The following is a 19,798-nucleotide window of genomic DNA, read 5'->3' as shown; positions in this document are numbered from 1 at the left end:
CAATACAATGATGAGGTTAGTTCATTATCTGCCGATCATTTACCCGACTTACTCTCCTTTTGTTTAATAGAAATATCCTTAGGACGTTCAGGGAATGAACCTTTGCCTTCGTGAGGACCAGTTAAATCATTTCTTTGATCAAGAGCTTTTCCTGTGTATTCAATGGGATTGTTATCTGTCACCTTTTTCACCTCTAAGAAGATATTTGTTTAGTTTTTATTGCCATTAAATTTTAATTTTAGCTCAGCGTCGCTCATGTTCGGATATTTTCTAGGAGGACTTTTCCTTAACGCTTTCTTCAATTCCTTAGTAGCATCATCACTAGTATTATACCGTTTATCCATTTTCCCAGCTCCTTATGGGTTAATTGAAATCTTAATCTGAGATTACCTAATTAACAAAAGGTATTTTGACCGAGTTTTACAAATAATATTCTGTAAACGGGTGATTGAATTTACTAAAAAAATTTCCTCTTTCTCAGTTCATTTCCTGGGTAAGCGCAGAATTATCTATATTAAAACAAAAACAGAAGGCAATCGACATGAATAGTTGTCGACTACCTTCTGTTTGCAAGTTGTCTACTTTTTATTTGCCTCTTTTCTTCCCAAATAATCCCCCTTTATCCCAAAAACCCTTCTCCGAGCAGGCGATACAAGGAAATCCTGAGGCAATGCAACGTTCCAATCCGTAGGATTCACACATATTAAAGGCCTGTGGTCCTTTGCAGCCGAGTTTAAACAAACAATAGCCTTTTTGTGCACCTTCATCATCAAAAGATTCAGCAAATAATTTCTGATCAAAGTAAGGTTTGCGGTGACAGGTCATATGAACGGTTTTTTGATAAAAAGCTTTTGGGCGCAGCTTCTTATCTAGCTCCGGTAATTCCCTGTGAAAATGGATATGGAGCAGTGTACCGATTATCGCTTCAGGAACTGGGGACAGCCAGGTACTAGGGCAACGGGTACCTCGTCAGGCAAGATGGCCATCACATCAACAGAATTGGTCGGATTCCCACCTGCCGCAGCGATTCCACCCCAAGATGAACAGCTTCCTATTGCAACAACGGCTTTAGCATTTTTGGCCGCATCAATAATTTCCTCTGTTACTGATTTCCCAGCTATCATAAGAAACTCATCACTACCAGGTATTCCACCTTCTATCGCAAGGACATAGTCACCCTTATATTTTTCGAAAATGGATTCCTTGTGCGCTTCTGCCAGTTCTCCACTTGGAGCTGATAACAGTTCACTATACTCTAATGAGATAAAATTAAATAGGCTATCAATAAATGAAGGTTCATTACTACGGATGAATGCTTCAATACAGCCTGTACAATCCAACGCGCTGATCCAAATGACAGGAAGTCGTTGATCGTTTTTCATTGAGAGATTGCTTGTTACATTTAGTGTCTCGTGCCAAGAGTATTGTGACATAATAAGTAACTCCTTTATGTAAGTGTAGACGGGATTCATTTAGGTGATTTGTGTGGTTACCAAGAAGTATGAAAGTCGATGAGCAATCTGAATTGGGTTGCTTGGAGGTATTTTATCTAGTTGTTATTCTAGTATACTTCTAAAACATGGTCATTTCTGTTTGAAATATGAACAAAAGTGGATAATTTTGTTAGGTTATTTTCATCATTTATGTGTCAATGAATCAACCTTTATAATAAAAAAACCAAGTCCATATTTTAAATGAACTTGGTTTACGTTTACCTGGCTGTGTTGTTTATTTAGAGAGGTTTCTTATTTCTTCTTTTGGCGGTATAAATCTAGCGTTTTATATCCTTGTGAAAGGATATCGACCATCTGCTGAATCCGCTTGTCTCGTGTTGCTTGTTGCTTTGCTGAGTAAATATGACGTGCCCAGTCCTTTTGGTACCCTGGTGTTAGGTTTTGAAAAAATGTGAGTTCAGCGGGATGATTTTCCAACAGTGCTTTGACGTCCTCCACATGATCCCCATAGTCAGCAACACATTGACTGCTTGCCAAACTTTTCTTCTCTTTTCTTTTTTCTCGCTTCATCCCAACAACCGTAAAAACATCATCCATACTTACCATCCGCGAAAATTTAATATCGCTTGTTCCGATGTAACCATCCTCACCAACGTTCAGTGCGGGAAACATTTCATCTCGATGAATATATGTATCAAAGCGCTTATTTCCTTTTTTCGGGTAAGCGAAGAAAAGATAACCTTTCTCCTGTAATATCTGCTCATTTTTAATGATGAAATTAATTTGCGATACCATCTCCTCGAGTGTGGTAATAAAGATAAAAATCGCATCATGATTCTTTGAAAAAATAGTCGACAGCTCTTGAAACACATCATAGTCAGCAGGCTGATTAATAACAGCTAGATTGGTGTATTTATTAAGCTTTAATTTATCAATAATCGTCATAACAGGCTCCTTTTAAATAGTCATTTATTTATAATACAATAATAATTGTGCTTTGATGGAGGAATCAAATGTTTTAACAAAAATTATCATTGTTTTTCCCGTTTCATTAACTATGTCTGCTTTGTGAAACTTTATGAATTTCATATCGAGTTGTTTTTGGTGTTTCCCCCAAATGAAAATGGATTTGATAATATATTAATATATTGAATTTCTATTTAAAAAAATTAAGTTAATCTATATCGTATCGCTACTATTAATTTCAATAGATTGGAAGATTGGCATGATAGCAGTAAAAAACTTCAAACTAGGTTTAAATCGTGACACATTACTCTATTTAGTTCTGTTAGGATTAACCCAATTTTCAACAATATTTCCTGTGAATTTCGTGTTTGGTCTAAGCTTCAGTTTTACAAGTATTTTCACCTTTATTATCTTTCGGTTATATGGACTTCCTTACGCCCTAATTAGCTGTTTACTTACTTTTTTCTTCATCAAAAATGATTTTCTTTATATAGCTTATAACATCATATTATTTCTTGAAATTCTTGTTGTTGGTCTATATTTTTATTTTAGAAAAAACGGCAAAATGTTTTTTGTAGATGCAGGCTATTGGTTATCACTAGGGCTCTTATTAATTTTCACACTAAATAAGACCTCATTAGCTGGTCAAACCTTATACTTTCAGATTTGCAAAGATATCCTTAATGGATTATTTAATGTTCTCGTTGCTGATATGGCACTCGCGTATTTCCCGTTTTATAGGTTTCTCAAATCTATAGAGTTAAATAAAAACAATGTTTCCGTCCATCAATTTTTAACCCATATCACCATCATATTAATTCTTGTTCCATTATTTCTAAGTACACTTACAAACACTTGGCATGTTCATGAGGAAATTACAAGTCAAACCTATCTCAATGCTGAAAATACAATGAACCATATGATGAAAGACCTTTATCAATTGGAGCAAACGGACCCCGATTTTTTAGCGAAGGACACACGACATCCTAACATATTGGATGAACTGATTGAGCAATATCAATCATTAGATTACAACATCATCATCACGGATGATCAATATAAAGTACTCTCGACAAGTACAAAGGAATCACCGATTAAAGGCTCATTCTATAATTGGAATGAAATTTATGATACAAGGCAACTTGCTAACCACTATTATGAAGCGCTACCAATGGACCAAAATGATGTTTTTCCGATTATGAAGTGGCGTTCAGGTAAGTTAATTTACATCAATAATGCAGATAGTTTATCATTAAAAATTTTTATACAATTTCCTATTTCTCAGTATCAGGACGATATCTTTAAAGAATTTTTAAGTTACCTACGTTTGTCAGTATTATTCTCAATTTTCACGATTATCTTTGTCCAAGTTATTAGTCGGCTATTTATAAAAAACATCGAACGGTTAACGATGGTTTCAACTAACCTTCCGCAAAAACTTGTCAATCTCGAAAAGGTTGAATGGCCACAAAGCAACATTTCGGAGCTTCGGTCATTAACACAAAATCTTAAAAAAATGGCACAGAAACTAAAGGAATTATTCCAAGAAAGCATTGAAATGAACAACGTTCTTACCATTCAAACAAAAAAGTTAAAAGAATCAGAGGAAAAGTTACATCAATTGGCGTACTATGATGTATTGACCGACCTTCCCAATCGCCTTCATTTCCAAAATTATGTGTCAGACCTAATTGCCCACAACATCTCTGACAAAATAGCCATTATTTTTATGGACTTGAACCAGTTTAAGCAGATTAATGACACATTGGGGCATAATGCAGGCGATACTTTACTTCAGTTGACCGCTATTAGATTTAGTAAATTGTTAGATACAAACCGGATAGTCTTTCGACTCAGTGGTGATGAATTTGTTATTGTCCAAAAATATGTTTCTCGCGTTGAAATTACTCATACATTAAATTTAGTTCAACAAGAGTTTTCTATCCCATTTCAGCTCAACGAAGAACAACTCTATATTACAGGAAGTATTGGAATTAGCTTATACCCCGAGGACGGATGCGACTTAGATTCACTCTTGAAATGTGCCGATATTGCGATGTATGTTTCAAAGGAGAACGGAGGAAACGTGGCTCAATTTTTTAATGAGTCAATGCGAGATAGATTTCAGGAACGGCTAATCGTTGAAAATTCCTTGCGAGCTGTTGTAGATAAAGGTGGGTTTGAAATATTTTATCAACCAAAGCTTCAATTTGGACAAGTTTCGAGTTTGGAGGCATTATTGCGCTGGAATGATTCCGAGCTAGGTAATGTTGCTCCCTCAATCTTTATTCCAATTGCAGAAGAAATTGGTTTGATAACGAACATTGATGAATGGGCATTAATCGAAGCCTGTAGGCAAAATAAGAAATGGCAGGATGAACATGCCTGGAAAATTCCGGTGGCGGTAAATATATCAGCGAAACACTTTGAACAGGAACATTTAGTACCTTTAATAATTAAAGCATTAACGATCTCTGGACTAGAACCAAAATATTTGAAGCTTGAAATCACGGAAAGTGTGTTTATTAAGGACCCTACCCAGGTCGCAGATGTCATCTACGAGCTCAAAAATTTAGGTGTGCAAATTTCAATTGATGATTTTGGAAAAGGATATTCTGCTTTCATCCATTTGCTTCAATTGCCTATTGATGAAATCAAAATAGATCAACAATTTATAAAAAATATTGATTATGATGAAAAGAAAGCACTATTAGTCAAATCACTCATTGACCTAGCACATGGGCTTAATCTTAATATTGTAGCCGAAGGAATTGAAACAATCGATGAAAGAGATGCGCTATATCGACTAGGGTGTGATGAGCTGCAAGGTTACTTATTTAGCCCTCCCATAAATGTTTTAGACATTGAAAATTTCTTGACTATTCATAACACAAAATCAACTGATACATTTGTCTTGTCAACTTGAGAATGCACTATGAATTACAGAATAATATTTATTTGAAAGCAGGGATTGATTAATCTCCTGCTTTTTTTACCTGCTTACCCAAACAATTGGTTTAAGACAAGCATATTGTATTGTAAACGTGTGAAAGGAGGGGAAAATTTATGTCTAGAGGAAGAGATAGAGACAGAGATAGAAATAGAAGTAGAAGTAGAGTGGAAATTAATGTTGATGATGTCGTAATCAATGCTGAAAATGTAATAATCAACGCAGAAAATGTCGTGATTCGCGAAGAGGACAATGATCGAAGAACTAGTCGTGGTCGTAATCGTGACCGTGATAGAAGACGCAATGATCGTCGAGACTTTTGGTTATAAAAATGAAAAAAACCATCCAAACAATGCTTTTGGATGGTTTTCCCATGTAATGATACCCCCTCAGCTTTCCTTATTTTTGAATCATCGAATAGCGAACTCTTCATGATATAATATTTTTAGATAACAAATGTTAGGGGACTATTCTATGAAAACCTGCTCTTATTTCAAATATTTCATTCTATTATTCTCTATCTTTGCTATCGGATCTTTTATTTTTTTTCAGCAGAGATGCTATGCTTCAACAAATACAAAAACAATCATTCTACCTAAAAGCTTTTCGGAAATGGATGTTACAAATGAATTAACGATTTTAGTTGATCAAACCAGTAAAATCTCAAAAAGCGAGATTTTGGTACAAGATAAACAGTTTGTCCCCATTGAAGATGCAAAGGTATCGGGCGATTTATCTAAAGCAACCTATTGGATAAAACTTGTTATTCAAAATCCTTCTGCAGAGAAGAAAAATATTGTGCTAGAGCTTAAAAAACCCCATTTAAGCGCGGTTTCCTTATATACACAAAAAAACGGTAATCTTAAACTCATCGAAAATATGGGTTATGCATTCCCTTTTCATGTTCGAACGATAAAACATAGGAATATGGTCTTTACTCTACCATTACCAACTCACTCAACAAAAACGTACTTTATAAAGATTAATACTGACAGTTTCTTTCAGGCGCCTGTTACATTATGGGATCCAATTGCATTCTCAATGAACAACTATTTATCGCAAACAGTATTTGGTCTCTATTATGGAATTATGCTGGCAATGCTTGTCTATAATGGCTTTTTATTTTTTTCATTAAAAGAAAAAACGTATTTCTACTATATTATGTTTTTATTAGGATTTATGCTTGTTCAATTAATTTGGGATGGATTTGCCTTTCAATGGTTATGGGGAGCTTTCCCGTGGTGGGCTCTGAGGTCGAATGCATTTTTTATTTTATTCACTGCAATTTTTTCATTATTATTTACGAGCCATTTCCTACAACTAGATGTTCATATACCTATTTTACATAAGGTTGTTAAAAAATTATCATTCGTTTTTTCATTGTTTTTACTTGCACCATTTGTTCTATCTGTTAAGGTAGCTACGTTATTGAGTATGGCAGCAGTAGCTGCTGTTACTCTATTGGTTATATCGATTATCGTTGTTCTCCGATTTTCAACGCGTGAGGCAAAATATTACATGATTGCTTGGGTACCTCTCATTGTTGGAATCACATTGAATTTACTTGCTGGATATAAGGTTATCCCTTTAACAGCAATTTCACTTTATGCCCCGAAAATAGGCGCGGTTATTGAAGTCATGTTATTATCACTTGGTCTAGCTGACAAAATTAAGCGAGTGACGATTGAAAAAGAGATCCTAAAAAAACTGGCAATGTTTGATCCATTAACAAAATTATTTAATCGCGGAATGTTTTTTAATAAGGCAAATGAATTATATAAGTTATCAGGGAAACAGAAAAACCCGGATTCCCTCCTGTTAATTGATGTAGATTATTTTAAAACCATTAATGATCAATTCGGTCATTTGGTTGGGGACCAAGCACTAGTTTTTCTTGGAAAACAATTACAGTATATGTTTAATCAATACGGAATTGTTGGGCGCTATGGTGGGGAAGAATTTATCGCTTATTTACCAAATACATCCGAACAAGAGGCAGATAAGGTTGCCAAGTCATTCATTCAGCTTTGTCATAAGCAGCCATTTTTGCTGGATAATGGGCAAACATTGACGATTACCGTTAGCATTGGGATATGTTGTAACAATCAGGCGCAGAATTCTTTACAGGAAATGGTTCATTTTGCTGATGTAGCTTTATATGAGGCGAAGAACAATGGTCGTGATCAAGTTATCCTGGCGTCACAATTAGGAAAAATCAAAAAGACTCCTGTTATGCTTTAACCATTTTTGCAAAGAATTTGGTAAGGCTGTTTGGGATTTAGTTAAAACATTTATTTCGACCCAATCTTAATTTTTTATAACGGAAGCAGGAGTTCTACCTCCCGCTTCCTATTCCGTACCAAACGTTATCCCTTGTTCTCGTAGCATTTTCCGATAGGCAATACTAAGCCGGTCACTTTTTAAGTGGAGTTCAGCTTGCAGATCAAGTGGTAGAAGTTCTGGTTTTTGATTTTCGACAATGACTCTGTCTTGTTCAATGAGCGTATTTTGAAAATTGATAAAAACCTGTTCATCCTCATCTAACGCATAATTTCTTTCCATAATCATAAAAGCCGTACTTTTATGCTCATTTACCGGAAGGACAATCATGAACAATTGAAAAAAATCTTCAGAATCTGTAATTTTTTTTGTAAATCCAACCATTAATGGCTGATAAACCTTGTACGTATATTTCGATTGAACATCGTAGCCTCTTCCATCAGGGTCAGGCTGGTAAACGAATATTTCATCCGTTAGGAGTACCCCATCAACCTGATGGACCTGGTAATCACCAATTTCCGCAAAATCGCTATCCCCTAATAGACCCTCATGGACAAACATTAAATGGGAAACATCAAGGAAATTTTCGACGACTCGAGGGCCAGCCGCATCTACTTCATAAGGTCCCATTTGAATTATTGCGTAATCTGGATGATCCAGTGACTCCGTTCCTATATTGGGTGTATCGTGATCAGGCTTACCTAAACAAACCCAGATGAGTCCGAATTTTTCACAACAAGAATAGGCTTTTGCTACAGCTTTTGTAGGAATTGTTTTATCCTTTGGCAGAGCTGGAATACAGGTGCATTTCCCGTGATGATTGTAGCTCCAGCCATGGTATGGACATACAATTTCATTGTTAACTACCTTTCCTAGTGAAAGAGGTACTCCTCGGTGAATACATAGATCCCGAAACGCATGTACACCATGCTCTGTTCGAAACACGACTACTTTTTCTCCAAGAATCTCTACCGAATTGGGTTTTTCTGTTAAATCTTTTGCTAAAAATACTGGATGCCATTGCTGGATTAAGACTGGATCTTGTACCATCATATCGACTTGATCCTTTCGATTTATTCTGGGATCGTTCCCTTTATTCCTTTTACAAACCAACTCATGCTAAGAATATCCTTATCAGGCATTTGTTCTCCTTCAGATAACATCTGCTTGCCTGACTGATTATAAAGTGGCCCCTCAAATACATCAAACTTGCCATCCTTCATTTCTTGTTTCTTTGAATTAACAAAATCCTGTACATCCTTCGGTACATTTTTACCAAACGGAGCGATATCCACCATCCCATCTTTCAGACCGCCAAACACTGCTTTTGACTTCCATTTGCCATCAATGACACTTTGAACGACGTCGACATAATATGGTCCCCAGTTTAAAGTCGGGTTCGTTACATACGTTTCAGGAGCATAACGGTTCATGTCAGAGTCATTACCCATTCCCCAAACACCACGTTCTGCCGCTGCTTGAATTCCTGCAGGTGAATCCTGGTAGTTTGCTAGAACATCTACCCCTCCGTCTAGTAAACTAATCGCTGCTTGTCTTTCGGTTGCCGGATCGAACCAAGTGTTACTCCAAACGACTGAAACCTCAACATCAGGATTAACACTTTGAGCCCCTAACGTAAATGCGTTAATGGTGTAGATCACTTCAGGTATTGGGAATGCCCCAACATAACCAATTTTATTATTTTTTGTTAATTTACCTGCTGCAATTCCAGCTAAATAGCCAGATTGATAGCCTCTGCCCTGGTATGTAGATAGGTTGTCGGCAGTTTTATATCCAGTTGCGTGCATGAATTTAACATCTGGGTATTTTTTCGCAACATTATAGGTTGGGTCCATATAGCCAAAGCTCGTTGTGAAAATAATATCGTGGGACTGGGCCAACTCTTCGATCACTCGCTCTGCGTCAGGACCCTCTGGTACATTCTCGACTGTAGTTGATTTAATCCCGAAAGTCTCATCGACTAATTTTCGGCCTTTGTCATGTTCGAATGTCCATCCGCCGTCGCCTGGCACCCCAATATAAACAAAGGCTACCTTTGGCTTTTCCAATTTCTCAGATAGCTTGTCATCTTTTTTCGTCGATTCCGCTTGATTGGCTGATTCCTGGGAACACGCCGTTACGAGTGTGAAAATCAGCATCGCGATGAATAATTTGAACCATTTTTTCAAGTGTAATCCCCCTTTTTATATAAAATATAGTGGTGGTTGAGTTCATCACCTACTTTCAGGTTTGTTGGACACGCTTTCGTATGCTTAGGTTTATGCTTCAAGGACAAAGAAAGAATTTACTTGCCGTTTTTACGAGTTTACTTGCGGGTTTTAAACTTTTACTTGCCGTTTTATGAGTTTACTAGCCGATTTTGAACTCTTACTTGCCGATTTCCTTTTTTTACTTGACGACCGCCTCCTTGCAACGCAGTTTCACATTCAAAACCGTTGTTCACGAAAAAATGGCATGCCCAATGCTTTTGGTTCGAGTGGTGGTTTATGCCGATTTTTCCAGCCAATAAACATTAAGACGAAGATCGTTGCGACATATGGAATCATTTTTAAAAAATACGAAGGAATGCCTACATCAATTAATTGAATTCGAAATCCTAATGCATCGAGACCACCGAAGAAATAGGCACAAAATAAGGCAACAACTGGATTCCAGCGCGAGAAGATGATTAGCGCAACGGCAATCCAGCCCCTACCAGCCGTCATTCCTTCCATCCAGTTTGGTGAATACACCATGATTAAATAAAAACCCGCTAATCCCATTAGCATTGAACCAACCACAACATGAACATAGCGATATCCAAGCACCGAAATCCCCATTGCATCAGAGGTTGATGGACTATCCCCGACTGCTTTTAAATGGAGCCCCCATGAGGTTTTGTACATGTAGACATATAATAGAAGTGCTAGTCCGATGCTGATCCAAACAAAAATATCCAAATCAGAAAATAGCTCCCCTATTAGAGGAATTGGCTTAAGCACAGCAAGGTTCAGCTTAGGAACTGTAACCGGCAAAGCTACACCAGCCACTGATTTTCCTAAATAGGCACTTAATCCGGTTCCAAATAAGGTGAGCGCCAATCCGCTTACAATATGATTAGCACGAAGGGTTATGCATAGGAACGCGTGAATAATGCCCAAGCCACCAGACGCGAGCAATGCCGCTACTAGTGTAATGAGCAAGCTGTCTGACTTTAGGTAAACCATGCACGATATCACAGCTCCCATAAGCATAATTCCCTCAGTACCCAAATGAATCACACCTGCTTTTTCACTCAAGATGCCTCCGAGAACAGCAAACAACAACGAGGTCCCCGCCGATAGCGCGGCAGCAATGAGCAAAATAGTCATATCCATAGCAACGACCTCCCTTTTTAACTTAGCGGTTGCGAACCACCTTGTATTTACTTAACATCTCACCGCCAATTAAACAAAATAAAATAGCCCCTTGAAGCATTAACGACATGGAGGCTGGCAATCCCATTGTTTGCACACTGTAGCCGCCAACAATCAAGCCACCAATTAGAATTGAAGTAACAATCATCCCCCAAGGGTTTAATTTGGCGAGCCAGGCAACAATTATTGCGGTATAGCCATAACCAGGTGAAATTCCATACATGAGCCGATGCGCCACTCCCGTCACTTCAATCATTCCAGCGATGCCGGCTAGTCCTCCGCTAATCAACATGACCACCAGAATATGCTTGTTGATTTTTATCCCAGAATAGGTCGCAGCATTAGGATTAGCCCCTAGCAGTCGCAGTTCATAGCCCCATCGCGTTTTTGAAAGTAGGAATGCAAAAATAACGACTGCGATGATAGCTATGATTAAGCCTAAGTGAAGTCGTGTCGATCCAATGTTGGCGAGCATTTGCGAGGGCATAAAAATCGGTGTGCCCGGAAAATTAAATCCATTTGGATCTTTCCATGGACCAAACACGAAATAATCGAGCAATATCAATGCTACGTAATTAAGCATGAGCGAGGTAATTAATTCATTTACCCGAAAGTAAGTGCGCGGGATCGCCGTAAACAATCCCCAAACCGCACCAGCAACTGCTCCAGCGAAAAACATCAACGGAATATAGATCGGTCCAGGTAAATTTGGCAAATAGATTGTTACCGCTGTGGCACCCACAGCACCTAAAATAAATTGACCTTCTGCACCTATATTCCAAATCGAAATTCTGTAGGCAATCGCGATTCCCAAACCGCATAACAGCAAAGGAGTTGCTTTAACCAGTGTTTCACTTATTCCAAAGCTTGACCCAAACGCACCCTGTACCATTTTTGTATAAACAACAAATGGGTTGATCCCATTTGACGCGATAAATACGGCACAAACGACGAGTGCGAATAGAATCGATACAATCGGAACCCACCAACTATTTGATTTTTTATGAGGATCAAAAACAAGTCGAAATGGTGTGAATCGGCTTGTTCGAGGTACATGATCCAATCGATCAACGGTTGAGGTTTCTAAAGTTGATTTTGAACTCATACCACATCTCCTTCCTTTTCAGTTAATCCAGCCATGAAGCGGCCAATCATGTCTTTATCAGCCTCCTCTCTTCTTAGAACTCCGGAAATTTTACCGTTGAACAACACGAGGATTTTGTCTGAAAGCTTCATGACTTCATCTAAATCCTCAGAAATAAGGAGGATTCCACTGCTAGAATCTCTCAATTGAATCAACATTTGATGTACCGCCTCCGTTGCCCCAACATCCAAGCCCTGAGTTGGATGAACAGCGACCATTAAGGAAGGATTTTGATCAATTTCTCTAGCAAATAAGAGCTTTTGCTGGTTCCCGCCTGAAAGCTGTTGAACAGGACAATGAAGATCAGAGGTTCGAACATCAAATCGTTCAATTAATTTCTTTGCCCACTGTTGGTTATGTTTCTTTTTAAGCAATCCAAACCTAGAGCGGTCTTCCGTTCGATACGATTTAAACAATAAGTTGTCTAAAGACCCGAGGCTACCGGCAAGGCCGCTTTTCATGCGATCCTCTGGAATGTGAGCAATGCCCTTTTCGATTAAGCTTTGAACGGTTGGCTTTGACAGTCTTTCACCTTTAAAGAGAACCTGACCACTTTCCCAACGGATCAGCCCGGTCAAAGCTTCAGCTAATTCCTTTTGTCCGTTCCCGGCAACACCTGCAATCCCGACAATTTCATGCTCATGGATTGTGAAATTCAGATTGTCTAGTGCCTTCCCACCGTGTTCAGCTCGTACAACTAGATTTTCTAGCTTAAGAATTGGCTTACCTATGTCAGGCACTGGTACGGTGTAGTTAACAACATTAACATCCCGACCCATCATTAGCTTCGCTACTTCCTCGATCGAAGCATCTTTGGTATTCATTCCGGCAATCATTTTCCCTTTTTGCATGACCGAAATCCGATCTGCAACAGCCATAACTTCCTTCAATTTATGGGTAGTAATAATCATCGTTTTTCCATTTCGTTGCATCTCCTTCATCGTTAGAAAAAGCTGCTCGGCTTCACTGGGAGTTAATACGGACGTTGGCTCATCAAAGATAATAATGTCTGCCCCACGATAAAGAGTTTTGACAATTTCAACACGTTGCCGCTCACCAACTGAAAGCTGCCAGATCGGTACATCAATTGGAAAACGAAGGCCAAACCTTGCTGAAATCCGTTCTATTTCATGCTTCATTTTGTTCATGGCTGCTTTGCCGCGCCAGATTCTACCATTTTCACCTAGAATGATATTTTCTAGTGCAGTCAATGTTTCAACAAGTCGAAAATTTTGATGAACCATTCCAATACCTAAACTTAACGCTTCCTTTGGCGAAACTATCCGACGTTCCTTCCCATGAACAAATATCCTTCCACTATCAGGCTTATACGTACCAGACAGCATGCTCATAATGGTGCTTTTCCCTGCACCGTTTTCACCGAGTAAAGCGTGAATTTCTCCCTTTTTTACAGTGAAATTCACATGATCATTTGCGGTAATATCTCCAAATTTCTTTACAATATTAGTCATTTCAACCGCAAAAGGAATTAGAGACAATGTAGTCACCCCCTATCGACAGCAATCTATACGATTTGTACGATTCAATAATTTTCTAAATTATCTATCAATAACAAAAGGGAGTCTATAAAGTTGGCAGGATATCTAACAAAGAAAACGGAGATTTCCTGCCAAATTGGAAAGGTGATGGAGTTGGGAAATTATTTTGGTTGTAGCAGGATGCAGGATAACCTGTCGCTTACTCCCTTGACAAATAAATAGTGCAGATGTAGAATTTCTATGTACCTAATATTTCTAGGTAGGTGATGAAATGTTTAATCGGGAATTAGTAAAAGGAAGTACTTCGCTTATTTTGCTGCAATTGTTAACTGAACGTGATATGTATGGGTATGAATTGGTGAAGGAATTAGAAAAGCGCAGTGAAAATGGTTTAAGTGTAAAAGAAGGCACGTTGTACCCTGCCCTTCACAAGCTTGAAAAGCAAGAATACATCGAATGCTATTGGCAAGAGCAGGAAAAAGGGCCAGCGCGGAAGTATTACCGAATCACAGCTGCGGGGAAAGAAGTACTGGATGAAAAAACACAGGAATGGCAGGAATTTGTGAAAGTGATGAACAAGGTGATAGGGAGATCGAATAATGGAACAGCAGAAAATTAAGTTTTTAGCTGAACTAAAAAAAGACTCGGAAATCATCAAGATAAAGTCAGCATTTTACTTGAATATGAAATTCATATTGATGAGATGATCTTAGAAGCACCTAAATGTATGAGCGAGACGGAGGTAATGGAACAAATTACCTCACGACTCGGCACTCCTGCAGAGATTGCTGAGGCTTGGAAGGAAGAGTTATCCGTAACACCTAGTAATATGAAATGGTTGTTTATCCTCATTAACATCCTGTTCTTTGGTGGAGGCAGCCTATTAACATTGATACATAATGTTTACGAATGGAACTGGTTATCGATGATTTGGAGTCATTTGACTGCGATTCCGATGATCATTGCCGTTGTTTATATGTTTTTTTGGGCGCTACTAGGCTATGAAATTGGGAAAGGCTTTGGTCATCGAGGAAAAAAGTTACTAAATAAAACGTTTTTTGCAGCCTTAATACCAAACCTTACTCTAATGTTTTTAACGGTTTTAGAAATTATTCCGCATTCATGGTTTGCCCCACTTCTGTCAGATCGTTTTATTATTGCTTGTATCATTCTGACCATCACCCTTTATCCATTAACCTGGATTGCCTATCGATGGGGAAAGAAAGTCTCGATATGAGCATATTTTTTTAGTTATATACCTAGTTTAGCAATGTATATAGAAATTCTACATTTGGAGTTGAATAAGAATGGAACTCAAATTAACCAAATCTGATTGGATCTTTTTCATTCTGTGTTTAGGGCTTGGGATCACTGCAGAAGAAGCTTTTTTTCGAGATGAAATCGGTATCTCCTACCTATTATTTATTTTCATTTTTTACGCCGTATTCTTTTGGCGCTTTCGTGGTTTTTCATTTTCACATCAACGGTTTGGCTATCTTGTACTGATCTGTATTTGGCTATTGTCGATTAGTTTTTTCATTCAATTTAATCAGTTTTTTTATGGCTTGAATATACTAGCCATTCCTTTTTTAGTAATATTTCATCTCATATTGATTACGAGTCAGAAAACATTAACCTGGAGCAAGCCTGTTTTTCTACGCTATATCTTTGTTAGATTATTGGAGTCTGTAAAATATATTTTCGGTTTTGCATCCATAATCGGAAAGATTTTTATCCAAGGGAAAAACGAAAGCAAATACATTGTCTGGAAAAAGATTTTGATTGGCTGTATCATCTCTGTCCCTGTCTTATTTGTGGTCCTTAATCTCCTCATGTCTGCAGATTCGCAATTTGAATTAATGATGGGTGAAATTCCTCAGTTGTTTAAAGACTTTAACCCAGAAAATATTATTCGAACTATCGTGGTATTCATTTATACCTTTGCATTTTTTGGACTACTGCAGGTTTTGTTTACAAAGAAAATAAAGGTAATCATGCATAATGAAAAGAAAGCAGTCTCATTTGATGCGATCATTAGTGTAACTGTTCTTGTGTTAATTAATGCTGTTTATTTACTATTTACAATTGTTCAATTTAAATACTTTTTTAGCGGATCTCTAACAGATGGGCTCACCTATGCTGAATATGCTAGAAAGGGCTTTTTCGAACTGTTGTTTGTAACACTGATCAATTTATCGATTACGGTACTGGTGCTATATTTTGTAGAAACTAGAAAGGCTGTAATGAAACGATTGATTCAGGTCCTCTTGACCGCTCTAGTATTCACCAGTTTTGTCATGTTAAGCTCTGCTTTTATCCGGTTAAGCATGTATGAGGATGCCTATGGTTTTACATTTATTCGAGTTATGGCACACTCCTTTATGATTTTTCTAATCGTGATCTACATGTACACATTGTTTAAAATATGGATTGAAAAGCTGTCCTTGTTTCACTTTTATTTTATTAGCTCCCTCCTCTATTACACAGCAATGAATATTGTGGATGTAAATCAGTTCATCGTCACCAAAAATATCGAACGGTACGAACAAACTGGTAAGATTGATCCTTATTATTTAAACAGCTTATCTTATACTGGTGTACTCGGGTTAATACAGCTCTATGATAAAAATAGTGAGATACCTGGGCTCAAGGATTTGCTTAAGGAAAGAAAGACGTTCCTTACAGATAAGGACGCAAGCTGGCAATCACATAATTTACAAAGAAAGCTGGCAATTGAAAAGCTTAAAGAGTTGCAGTTGGAATAATAGTATATATGGACTGTGTAAGGGAGTTTTTCCAAATCAATAAGGATCCCAGAATGAAAGGATCGTTTTTGGTAAAAATATGGTTTGGAGGGATTACTTTGGATAAAAATATGTTCGATCAAGAAACGAATGAGGCAAATATTGAATTGAATAGGAAGTTAGAGGATAGTGAACTACATACCTCTACTAATGGGCTTCCTGAATCGGTTGGGGCAAATCTTAAGTTGCAAGAAGCGATGAATGCAGGTGGACAAAATGCTGAAGAACTATCAAATACGTATATGTACAATAATACTCCTGCCATAAAAATTAATAAGGAAAAAGATTAAAAATTCACTTCATGCAGCCTACACTTTTCGGTGTTAGGCTGTTTTACTTCCGCCATTAAATCCGCAAACCTTATCATTTACCATAACTACCTTTTTTAAGAATTTTACGAATTTGATTCCGTTATTCTATGACATAAGTAGTATAATAGTAGTGTAGTATAACACCTAGTTCCTACTTTCCTTGTTTCCTACATTAATGGGGGGATTATTTGTAGTTGGAGAATGGAGGAATTCCGATGTTATCAAAAGAAGACGAGTTACAAAAGGAGTACGAGCATTATTTAAAGAACCATCTTCCTGATGGCTTTTCGTTTGTTGAGGACAGCAATCAGTATCCTACTGTTTATGTGGACACAGAACACGCTATAGAAACGGCAAAAGTGATTGAAGAAGAATTGCGTATAAATGGATACTCAGAAGACATGGTGAAAGTAAATCATATAGATAGTACAAAACAGGGAATTTCGTTTATTTTTGATTTACTTTACTTTACTGAAGAACAGGCAAAAAGCTGTTTGCTGTTAATCGCACGAACTTTGTATCGAATTGAAACATCTTCTGACACAGAAGAATCGTCATCGTTTTTTTCTATCTTTAAGTCTAAACGAAAAATGAAAAAAAGAGACGACGATAAATTCGAAGATGATATTACTAAAGAAGAAGTGGTTAAAGCGGTAAGAAAATTTTCAGACAACCTTCCAAAAGGCACGTACCGAACTATATTAGTTCATGATGATTACAGCATCGACTTTGAGCAGCTCCGTCGTTATTTACCAAGAACACCAACGCAAAAGTTTTATATGTCAAAGGAAACCTATGAAATTTTTGAAGAACACGAGCGTCACATTCCCCCACTAATGGATAAGGTCCAACAAGCTGTTGATCAGTATGTCAAACTCCATAAGGAATATCCAATCTTGCCATATGACAACCTACATCGAGTCAATGGGTATTTATTGGTCCAAGAAAAGCTGTTAGATGAAGTGCCAACCATCGAATTTTACATAACGAATTATGACGGACTCATTTCTCACAAGAAACCGAAAAAATAAAAGAAGAAGCCTCTTTTATTTTCGTAAAAAGAGGCTTCTTCTTTCGTATTAACTAACTATTTTTACTTAAGAGCTTTTCCGCAGCTGTTCGCTGAGCTTGATTATATTGCCCTTGAACGATAATTTCTTCTAGTTGCTCCGTTGTGTAAACCTGAAACTGCCTGATGTATTTATCAATTTCCTTCTTTTGGCGTACTGCATTAACAAATGATGTCCCATAACTATCCCAAAAATCCATCAAAGCCACGCTCCTTTTTGTTAGTGTTTTGTCTAACAAAGCATGTCTGTTCCAAGGGATTCAACTTTAGTTTTTGAAACGATGAGAACATCAAAATAAGATGTATATTCTTATTAATATTTTATCAAATGAATTCATTTTTTTACAATAAATTGAAGCTTAGGCTCTTATCGAACAACACGTTAAAAGGCATTAACGGTTCGATTCGTTAATGCCTTTTCAATCATGTACCACAAAATGTCCGATACGGTTTAGCCGTGGGCTCAGGTGGATTACAATAGTCTTTATGTGTCGTTGTATACTCGTATGGCTTTGTTAGTACAGCCAAGAGCTTTTCCATTACACTGTAATCGCTATTATTGACCGCTGCAGCCAATGCTTCCTCGACACGGTGATTGCGTGGTATAACAACTGGATTTGAACCCTCCATTAAATTTTGCGAGGTATCCTTTGATTCAGGCTGTCTTTCCAGTCTTGCCTGCCATGTATCATACCATTGCGTAAATTCTGGTGACCCTGCCATTGGTGTTTCGTCTGGGCGATTGATCGTTAGTGAGCGAAACGTATTGGTAAAATCGGCACGATTCTGCTTCATTATATCGAGGAGTTGCTCGATGAGCGCACCGTCTTCAGCTTCTTCATTAAAAATTCCAAGCTTAGATCGCATACCCGCAAGGAAATTTTCTTGATAAAGCTTGAGATAATTTGAAACGGCGGCTTGCGCGATTTTAACGGCCTCATCCTTATCCTGATGCAACAATGGCAATAAGGTTTCTGCAAAGCGAGCCAGATTCCAGCCAGCAATACCCGGTTGATTACCGTAAGCATAGCGGCCCTCCCTGTCAATCGAGCTAAAAACCGTCGCCTGGGTCATATGTATCCATAAAGGCGCAAGGACCATAATCAATGGTTTCACCACTGATTGTCATATTATCGGTATTCATCACTCCATGAATAAATCCAACGAGCTGCCATTTTGCAATAAGAGAAGCTTGTTTTTTAATCACCTCGTTTAGTAAGGAAAGGTAGCGATTTTCATCCTCCCGTACATGTGGATAATGTCTTTCAATCGCATAATCAGCGAGAGCTCGAAACTCTTCATCCGTTCCCCAAGCGGCTGCAAATTGAAAGGTCCCAACGCGTAAATGACTTGCGGCCACTCGTGTTAAAATGGCACCCCGTTGCATCGTTTCACGAACAATGTTCTCCCCTGTTGTCACAACAGCTAAACTTCGGGTTGTTGGAATACCGAGAGCATGCATCGCTTCGCTTATAATGTATTCACGCAACATCGGCCCCAGCGCCGCTCGTCCATCGCCACCACGAGAATAAGGTGTTCGACCAGGTCCCTTGAGCTGAATATCAACCCGATTACCATCGGGCGTGATCTGCTCACCCAGTAAAATAGCACGACCATCACCTAACATGTTAAAATGGCCGAATTGATGACCCGCATAGGCTTGAGCTAATGGAGAAGCTCCATCGGGAATCCTGTTTCCAGCAAATACGCCTACATTTTCTTCGTTGTTTAGTTCCTCTCCGTTCAATCCTAGTGTTTTGGCTAGGGTAGAATTCACTATGACCAAATCAGGTGATGAAACGGGAGTTGGCTCGAGGTTTGAAAAGAATTTATTAGGTAAACGGGCATAGCTGTTATCAAAGCTCCAGCCTATTTCTGTTTGTTTTTTTGTCATTGCTCCAAATC

Annotated in this window: 19 protein-coding genes and 1 pseudogene; 8 read left to right on the top strand and 12 right to left on the bottom strand. The window is 38.0% G+C overall.

Features of this window, described 5'->3' with window-relative positions; translation table 11 throughout:
• Positions 1 to 35: 35 nt before the first annotated feature.
• The 5 genes from RGF10_RS12125 to RGF10_RS12110 form a co-directional block, all read right to left on the bottom strand.
• Entirely contained in the window at positions 36 to 182 is a 147-nt protein-coding gene (locus tag RGF10_RS12125; protein ID WP_318502405.1) for a hypothetical protein, read from the bottom strand.
• A 27-nt stretch (positions 183 to 209) separates the two neighbouring features.
• Positions 210 to 344, bottom strand: a complete 135-nt coding sequence (locus RGF10_RS12120) for a hypothetical protein (RefSeq protein ID WP_318502404.1) — start codon at positions 342 to 344, stop codon at positions 210 to 212.
• A gap of 241 nt (positions 345 to 585) precedes the next feature.
• Positions 586 to 861: a hypothetical protein gene (locus RGF10_RS23860; RefSeq protein ID WP_412176729.1), complete on the bottom strand. Its 276-nt coding sequence runs from the start codon at positions 859 to 861 to the stop codon at positions 586 to 588.
• A 56-nt stretch (positions 862 to 917) separates the two neighbouring features.
• Positions 918 to 1,433, bottom strand: coding sequence for an NADH-quinone oxidoreductase subunit B family protein (locus RGF10_RS12115; RefSeq protein WP_318502402.1), 516 nt, complete (start codon positions 1,431 to 1,433; stop codon positions 918 to 920).
• Between the two features lie 312 nt (positions 1,434 to 1,745).
• Entirely contained in the window at positions 1,746 to 2,399 is a 654-nt protein-coding gene (locus tag RGF10_RS12110; protein ID WP_318502400.1) for a YdeI/OmpD-associated family protein, read from the bottom strand.
• Between the two features lie 280 nt (positions 2,400 to 2,679).
• Here RGF10_RS12110 and RGF10_RS12105 point away from each other — a divergent pair, with 280 nt between their 5' ends.
• The 3 genes from RGF10_RS12105 to RGF10_RS12095 all read left to right on the top strand — a co-directional run bounded on the left by RGF10_RS12105 (position 2,680) and on the right by RGF10_RS12095 (position 7,611).
• Positions 2,680 to 5,346 (top strand): putative bifunctional diguanylate cyclase/phosphodiesterase, encoded by a 2,667-nt coding sequence (locus RGF10_RS12105; RefSeq protein WP_318502398.1) that lies wholly within the window; start codon positions 2,680 to 2,682, stop codon positions 5,344 to 5,346.
• Positions 5,347 to 5,486: 140 nt separating this feature from the next.
• Entirely contained in the window at positions 5,487 to 5,699 is a 213-nt protein-coding gene (locus RGF10_RS12100; protein WP_318502396.1) for a hypothetical protein, read from the top strand.
• Positions 5,700 to 5,844: 145 nt separating this feature from the next.
• Positions 5,845 to 7,611: a sensor domain-containing diguanylate cyclase gene (locus tag RGF10_RS12095; RefSeq protein ID WP_318502394.1), complete on the top strand. Its 1,767-nt coding sequence runs from the start codon at positions 5,845 to 5,847 to the stop codon at positions 7,609 to 7,611.
• 108 nt (positions 7,612 to 7,719) lie between these two features.
• Here the strand turns inward: RGF10_RS12095 and RGF10_RS12090 are convergent, their stop codons facing one another.
• The 5 genes from RGF10_RS12090 to RGF10_RS12070 form a co-directional block, all read right to left on the bottom strand.
• Positions 7,720 to 8,703, bottom strand: a complete 984-nt coding sequence (locus RGF10_RS12090; protein ID WP_318502393.1) for an aromatic ring-hydroxylating dioxygenase subunit alpha — start codon at positions 8,701 to 8,703, stop codon at positions 7,720 to 7,722.
• Between the two features lie 20 nt (positions 8,704 to 8,723).
• Positions 8,724 to 9,839, bottom strand: a complete 1,116-nt coding sequence (locus RGF10_RS12085; RefSeq protein WP_318502391.1) for a BMP family ABC transporter substrate-binding protein — start codon at positions 9,837 to 9,839, stop codon at positions 8,724 to 8,726.
• A 258-nt stretch (positions 9,840 to 10,097) separates the two neighbouring features.
• Complete coding sequence (locus RGF10_RS12080) at positions 10,098 to 11,027, bottom strand: ABC transporter permease (protein WP_318502389.1); 930 nt, start codon at positions 11,025 to 11,027, stop codon at positions 10,098 to 10,100.
• A gap of 22 nt (positions 11,028 to 11,049) precedes the next feature.
• Positions 11,050 to 12,171, bottom strand: coding sequence for an ABC transporter permease (locus RGF10_RS12075; RefSeq protein WP_318502387.1), 1,122 nt, complete (start codon positions 12,169 to 12,171; stop codon positions 11,050 to 11,052).
• Positions 12,168 to 13,709: an ABC transporter ATP-binding protein gene (locus tag RGF10_RS12070; protein WP_318502386.1), complete on the bottom strand. Its 1,542-nt coding sequence runs from the start codon at positions 13,707 to 13,709 to the stop codon at positions 12,168 to 12,170. The genes RGF10_RS12075 and RGF10_RS12070 overlap by 4 nt, the downstream gene beginning before the upstream one ends.
• A gap of 271 nt (positions 13,710 to 13,980) precedes the next feature.
• Here RGF10_RS12070 and RGF10_RS12065 point away from each other — a divergent pair, with 271 nt between their 5' ends.
• The 5 genes from RGF10_RS12065 to RGF10_RS12045 all read left to right on the top strand — a co-directional run bounded on the left by RGF10_RS12065 (position 13,981) and on the right by RGF10_RS12045 (position 17,855).
• Positions 13,981 to 14,328 carry a PadR family transcriptional regulator gene (locus RGF10_RS12065; RefSeq protein ID WP_318502384.1) on the top strand — a complete coding sequence of 116 codons (348 nt, stop codon included), beginning with the start codon at positions 13,981 to 13,983 and terminating at the stop codon, positions 14,326 to 14,328.
• A 51-nt stretch (positions 14,329 to 14,379) separates the two neighbouring features.
• On the top strand, positions 14,380 to 14,946 hold the full coding sequence (locus tag RGF10_RS12060) for a hypothetical protein (RefSeq protein WP_412176728.1): 567 nt from the start codon (positions 14,380 to 14,382) through the stop codon (positions 14,944 to 14,946).
• Between the two features lie 70 nt (positions 14,947 to 15,016).
• Positions 15,017 to 16,474: a DUF4153 domain-containing protein gene (locus tag RGF10_RS12055; protein WP_318502380.1), complete on the top strand. Its 1,458-nt coding sequence runs from the start codon at positions 15,017 to 15,019 to the stop codon at positions 16,472 to 16,474.
• Between the two features lie 98 nt (positions 16,475 to 16,572).
• The gene (locus RGF10_RS12050; protein WP_318502378.1) at positions 16,573 to 16,803 is read left to right on the top strand and encodes a hypothetical protein; all 231 of its coding nucleotides are present in this window, start codon (positions 16,573 to 16,575) and stop codon (positions 16,801 to 16,803) included.
• A gap of 236 nt (positions 16,804 to 17,039) precedes the next feature.
• Entirely contained in the window at positions 17,040 to 17,855 is an 816-nt protein-coding gene (locus RGF10_RS12045; RefSeq protein ID WP_318502376.1) for a DUF3939 domain-containing protein, read from the top strand.
• A 52-nt stretch (positions 17,856 to 17,907) separates the two neighbouring features.
• Here the strand turns inward: RGF10_RS12045 and RGF10_RS12040 are convergent, their stop codons facing one another.
• Both RGF10_RS12040 and RGF10_RS12035 read right to left on the bottom strand, forming a co-directional pair.
• Positions 17,908 to 18,093: a hypothetical protein gene (locus RGF10_RS12040; RefSeq protein WP_318502374.1), complete on the bottom strand. Its 186-nt coding sequence runs from the start codon at positions 18,091 to 18,093 to the stop codon at positions 17,908 to 17,910.
• 223 nt (positions 18,094 to 18,316) lie between these two features.
• Positions 18,317 to 19,787, bottom strand: a pseudogene (locus tag RGF10_RS12035) (protein adenylyltransferase SelO).
• Between the last annotated feature and the right edge of the window lie 11 nt (positions 19,788 to 19,798).

It is taken from the genome of Bacillus sp. T3, from assembly GCF_033449965.1.
GTDB lineage: Bacteria > Bacillota > Bacilli > Bacillales > Cytobacillaceae > Bacillus_BU.
This window is presented reverse-complemented; position numbering and strand designations above follow the sequence as displayed.

Excerpts from the sequence above, each read along its gene's own strand:
- RGF10_RS12100 (WP_318502396.1), top strand. The coding sequence starts at position 5,487 with ATGTCTAGAGGAAGAGATAGAGACAGAGATAGAAATAGAAGTAGAAGT.
- RGF10_RS12110 (WP_318502400.1), bottom strand. The coding sequence starts at position 2,399 with ATGACGATTATTGATAAATTAAAGCTTAATAAATACACCAATCTAGCT.
- RGF10_RS12095 (WP_318502394.1), top strand. The coding sequence starts at position 5,845 with ATGAAAACCTGCTCTTATTTCAAATATTTCATTCTATTATTCTCTATC.
- RGF10_RS12045 (WP_318502376.1), top strand. The coding sequence starts at position 17,040 with ATGTTATCAAAAGAAGACGAGTTACAAAAGGAGTACGAGCATTATTTA.
- RGF10_RS12080 (WP_318502389.1), bottom strand. The coding sequence starts at position 11,027 with ATGGATATGACTATTTTGCTCATTGCTGCCGCGCTATCGGCGGGGACC.
- RGF10_RS12105 (WP_318502398.1), top strand. The coding sequence starts at position 2,680 with ATGATAGCAGTAAAAAACTTCAAACTAGGTTTAAATCGTGACACATTA.
- RGF10_RS12055 (WP_318502380.1), top strand. The coding sequence starts at position 15,017 with ATGGAACTCAAATTAACCAAATCTGATTGGATCTTTTTCATTCTGTGT.
- RGF10_RS12090 (WP_318502393.1), bottom strand. The coding sequence starts at position 8,703 with ATGATGGTACAAGATCCAGTCTTAATCCAGCAATGGCATCCAGTATTT.
- RGF10_RS12065 (WP_318502384.1), top strand. The coding sequence starts at position 13,981 with ATGTTTAATCGGGAATTAGTAAAAGGAAGTACTTCGCTTATTTTGCTG.
- RGF10_RS12120 (WP_318502404.1), bottom strand. The coding sequence starts at position 344 with ATGGATAAACGGTATAATACTAGTGATGATGCTACTAAGGAATTGAAG.
- RGF10_RS12040 (WP_318502374.1), bottom strand. The coding sequence starts at position 18,093 with ATGGATTTTTGGGATAGTTATGGGACATCATTTGTTAATGCAGTACGC.
- RGF10_RS12115 (WP_318502402.1), bottom strand. The coding sequence starts at position 1,433 with ATGTCACAATACTCTTGGCACGAGACACTAAATGTAACAAGCAATCTC.
- RGF10_RS12075 (WP_318502387.1), bottom strand. The coding sequence starts at position 12,171 with ATGAGTTCAAAATCAACTTTAGAAACCTCAACCGTTGATCGATTGGAT.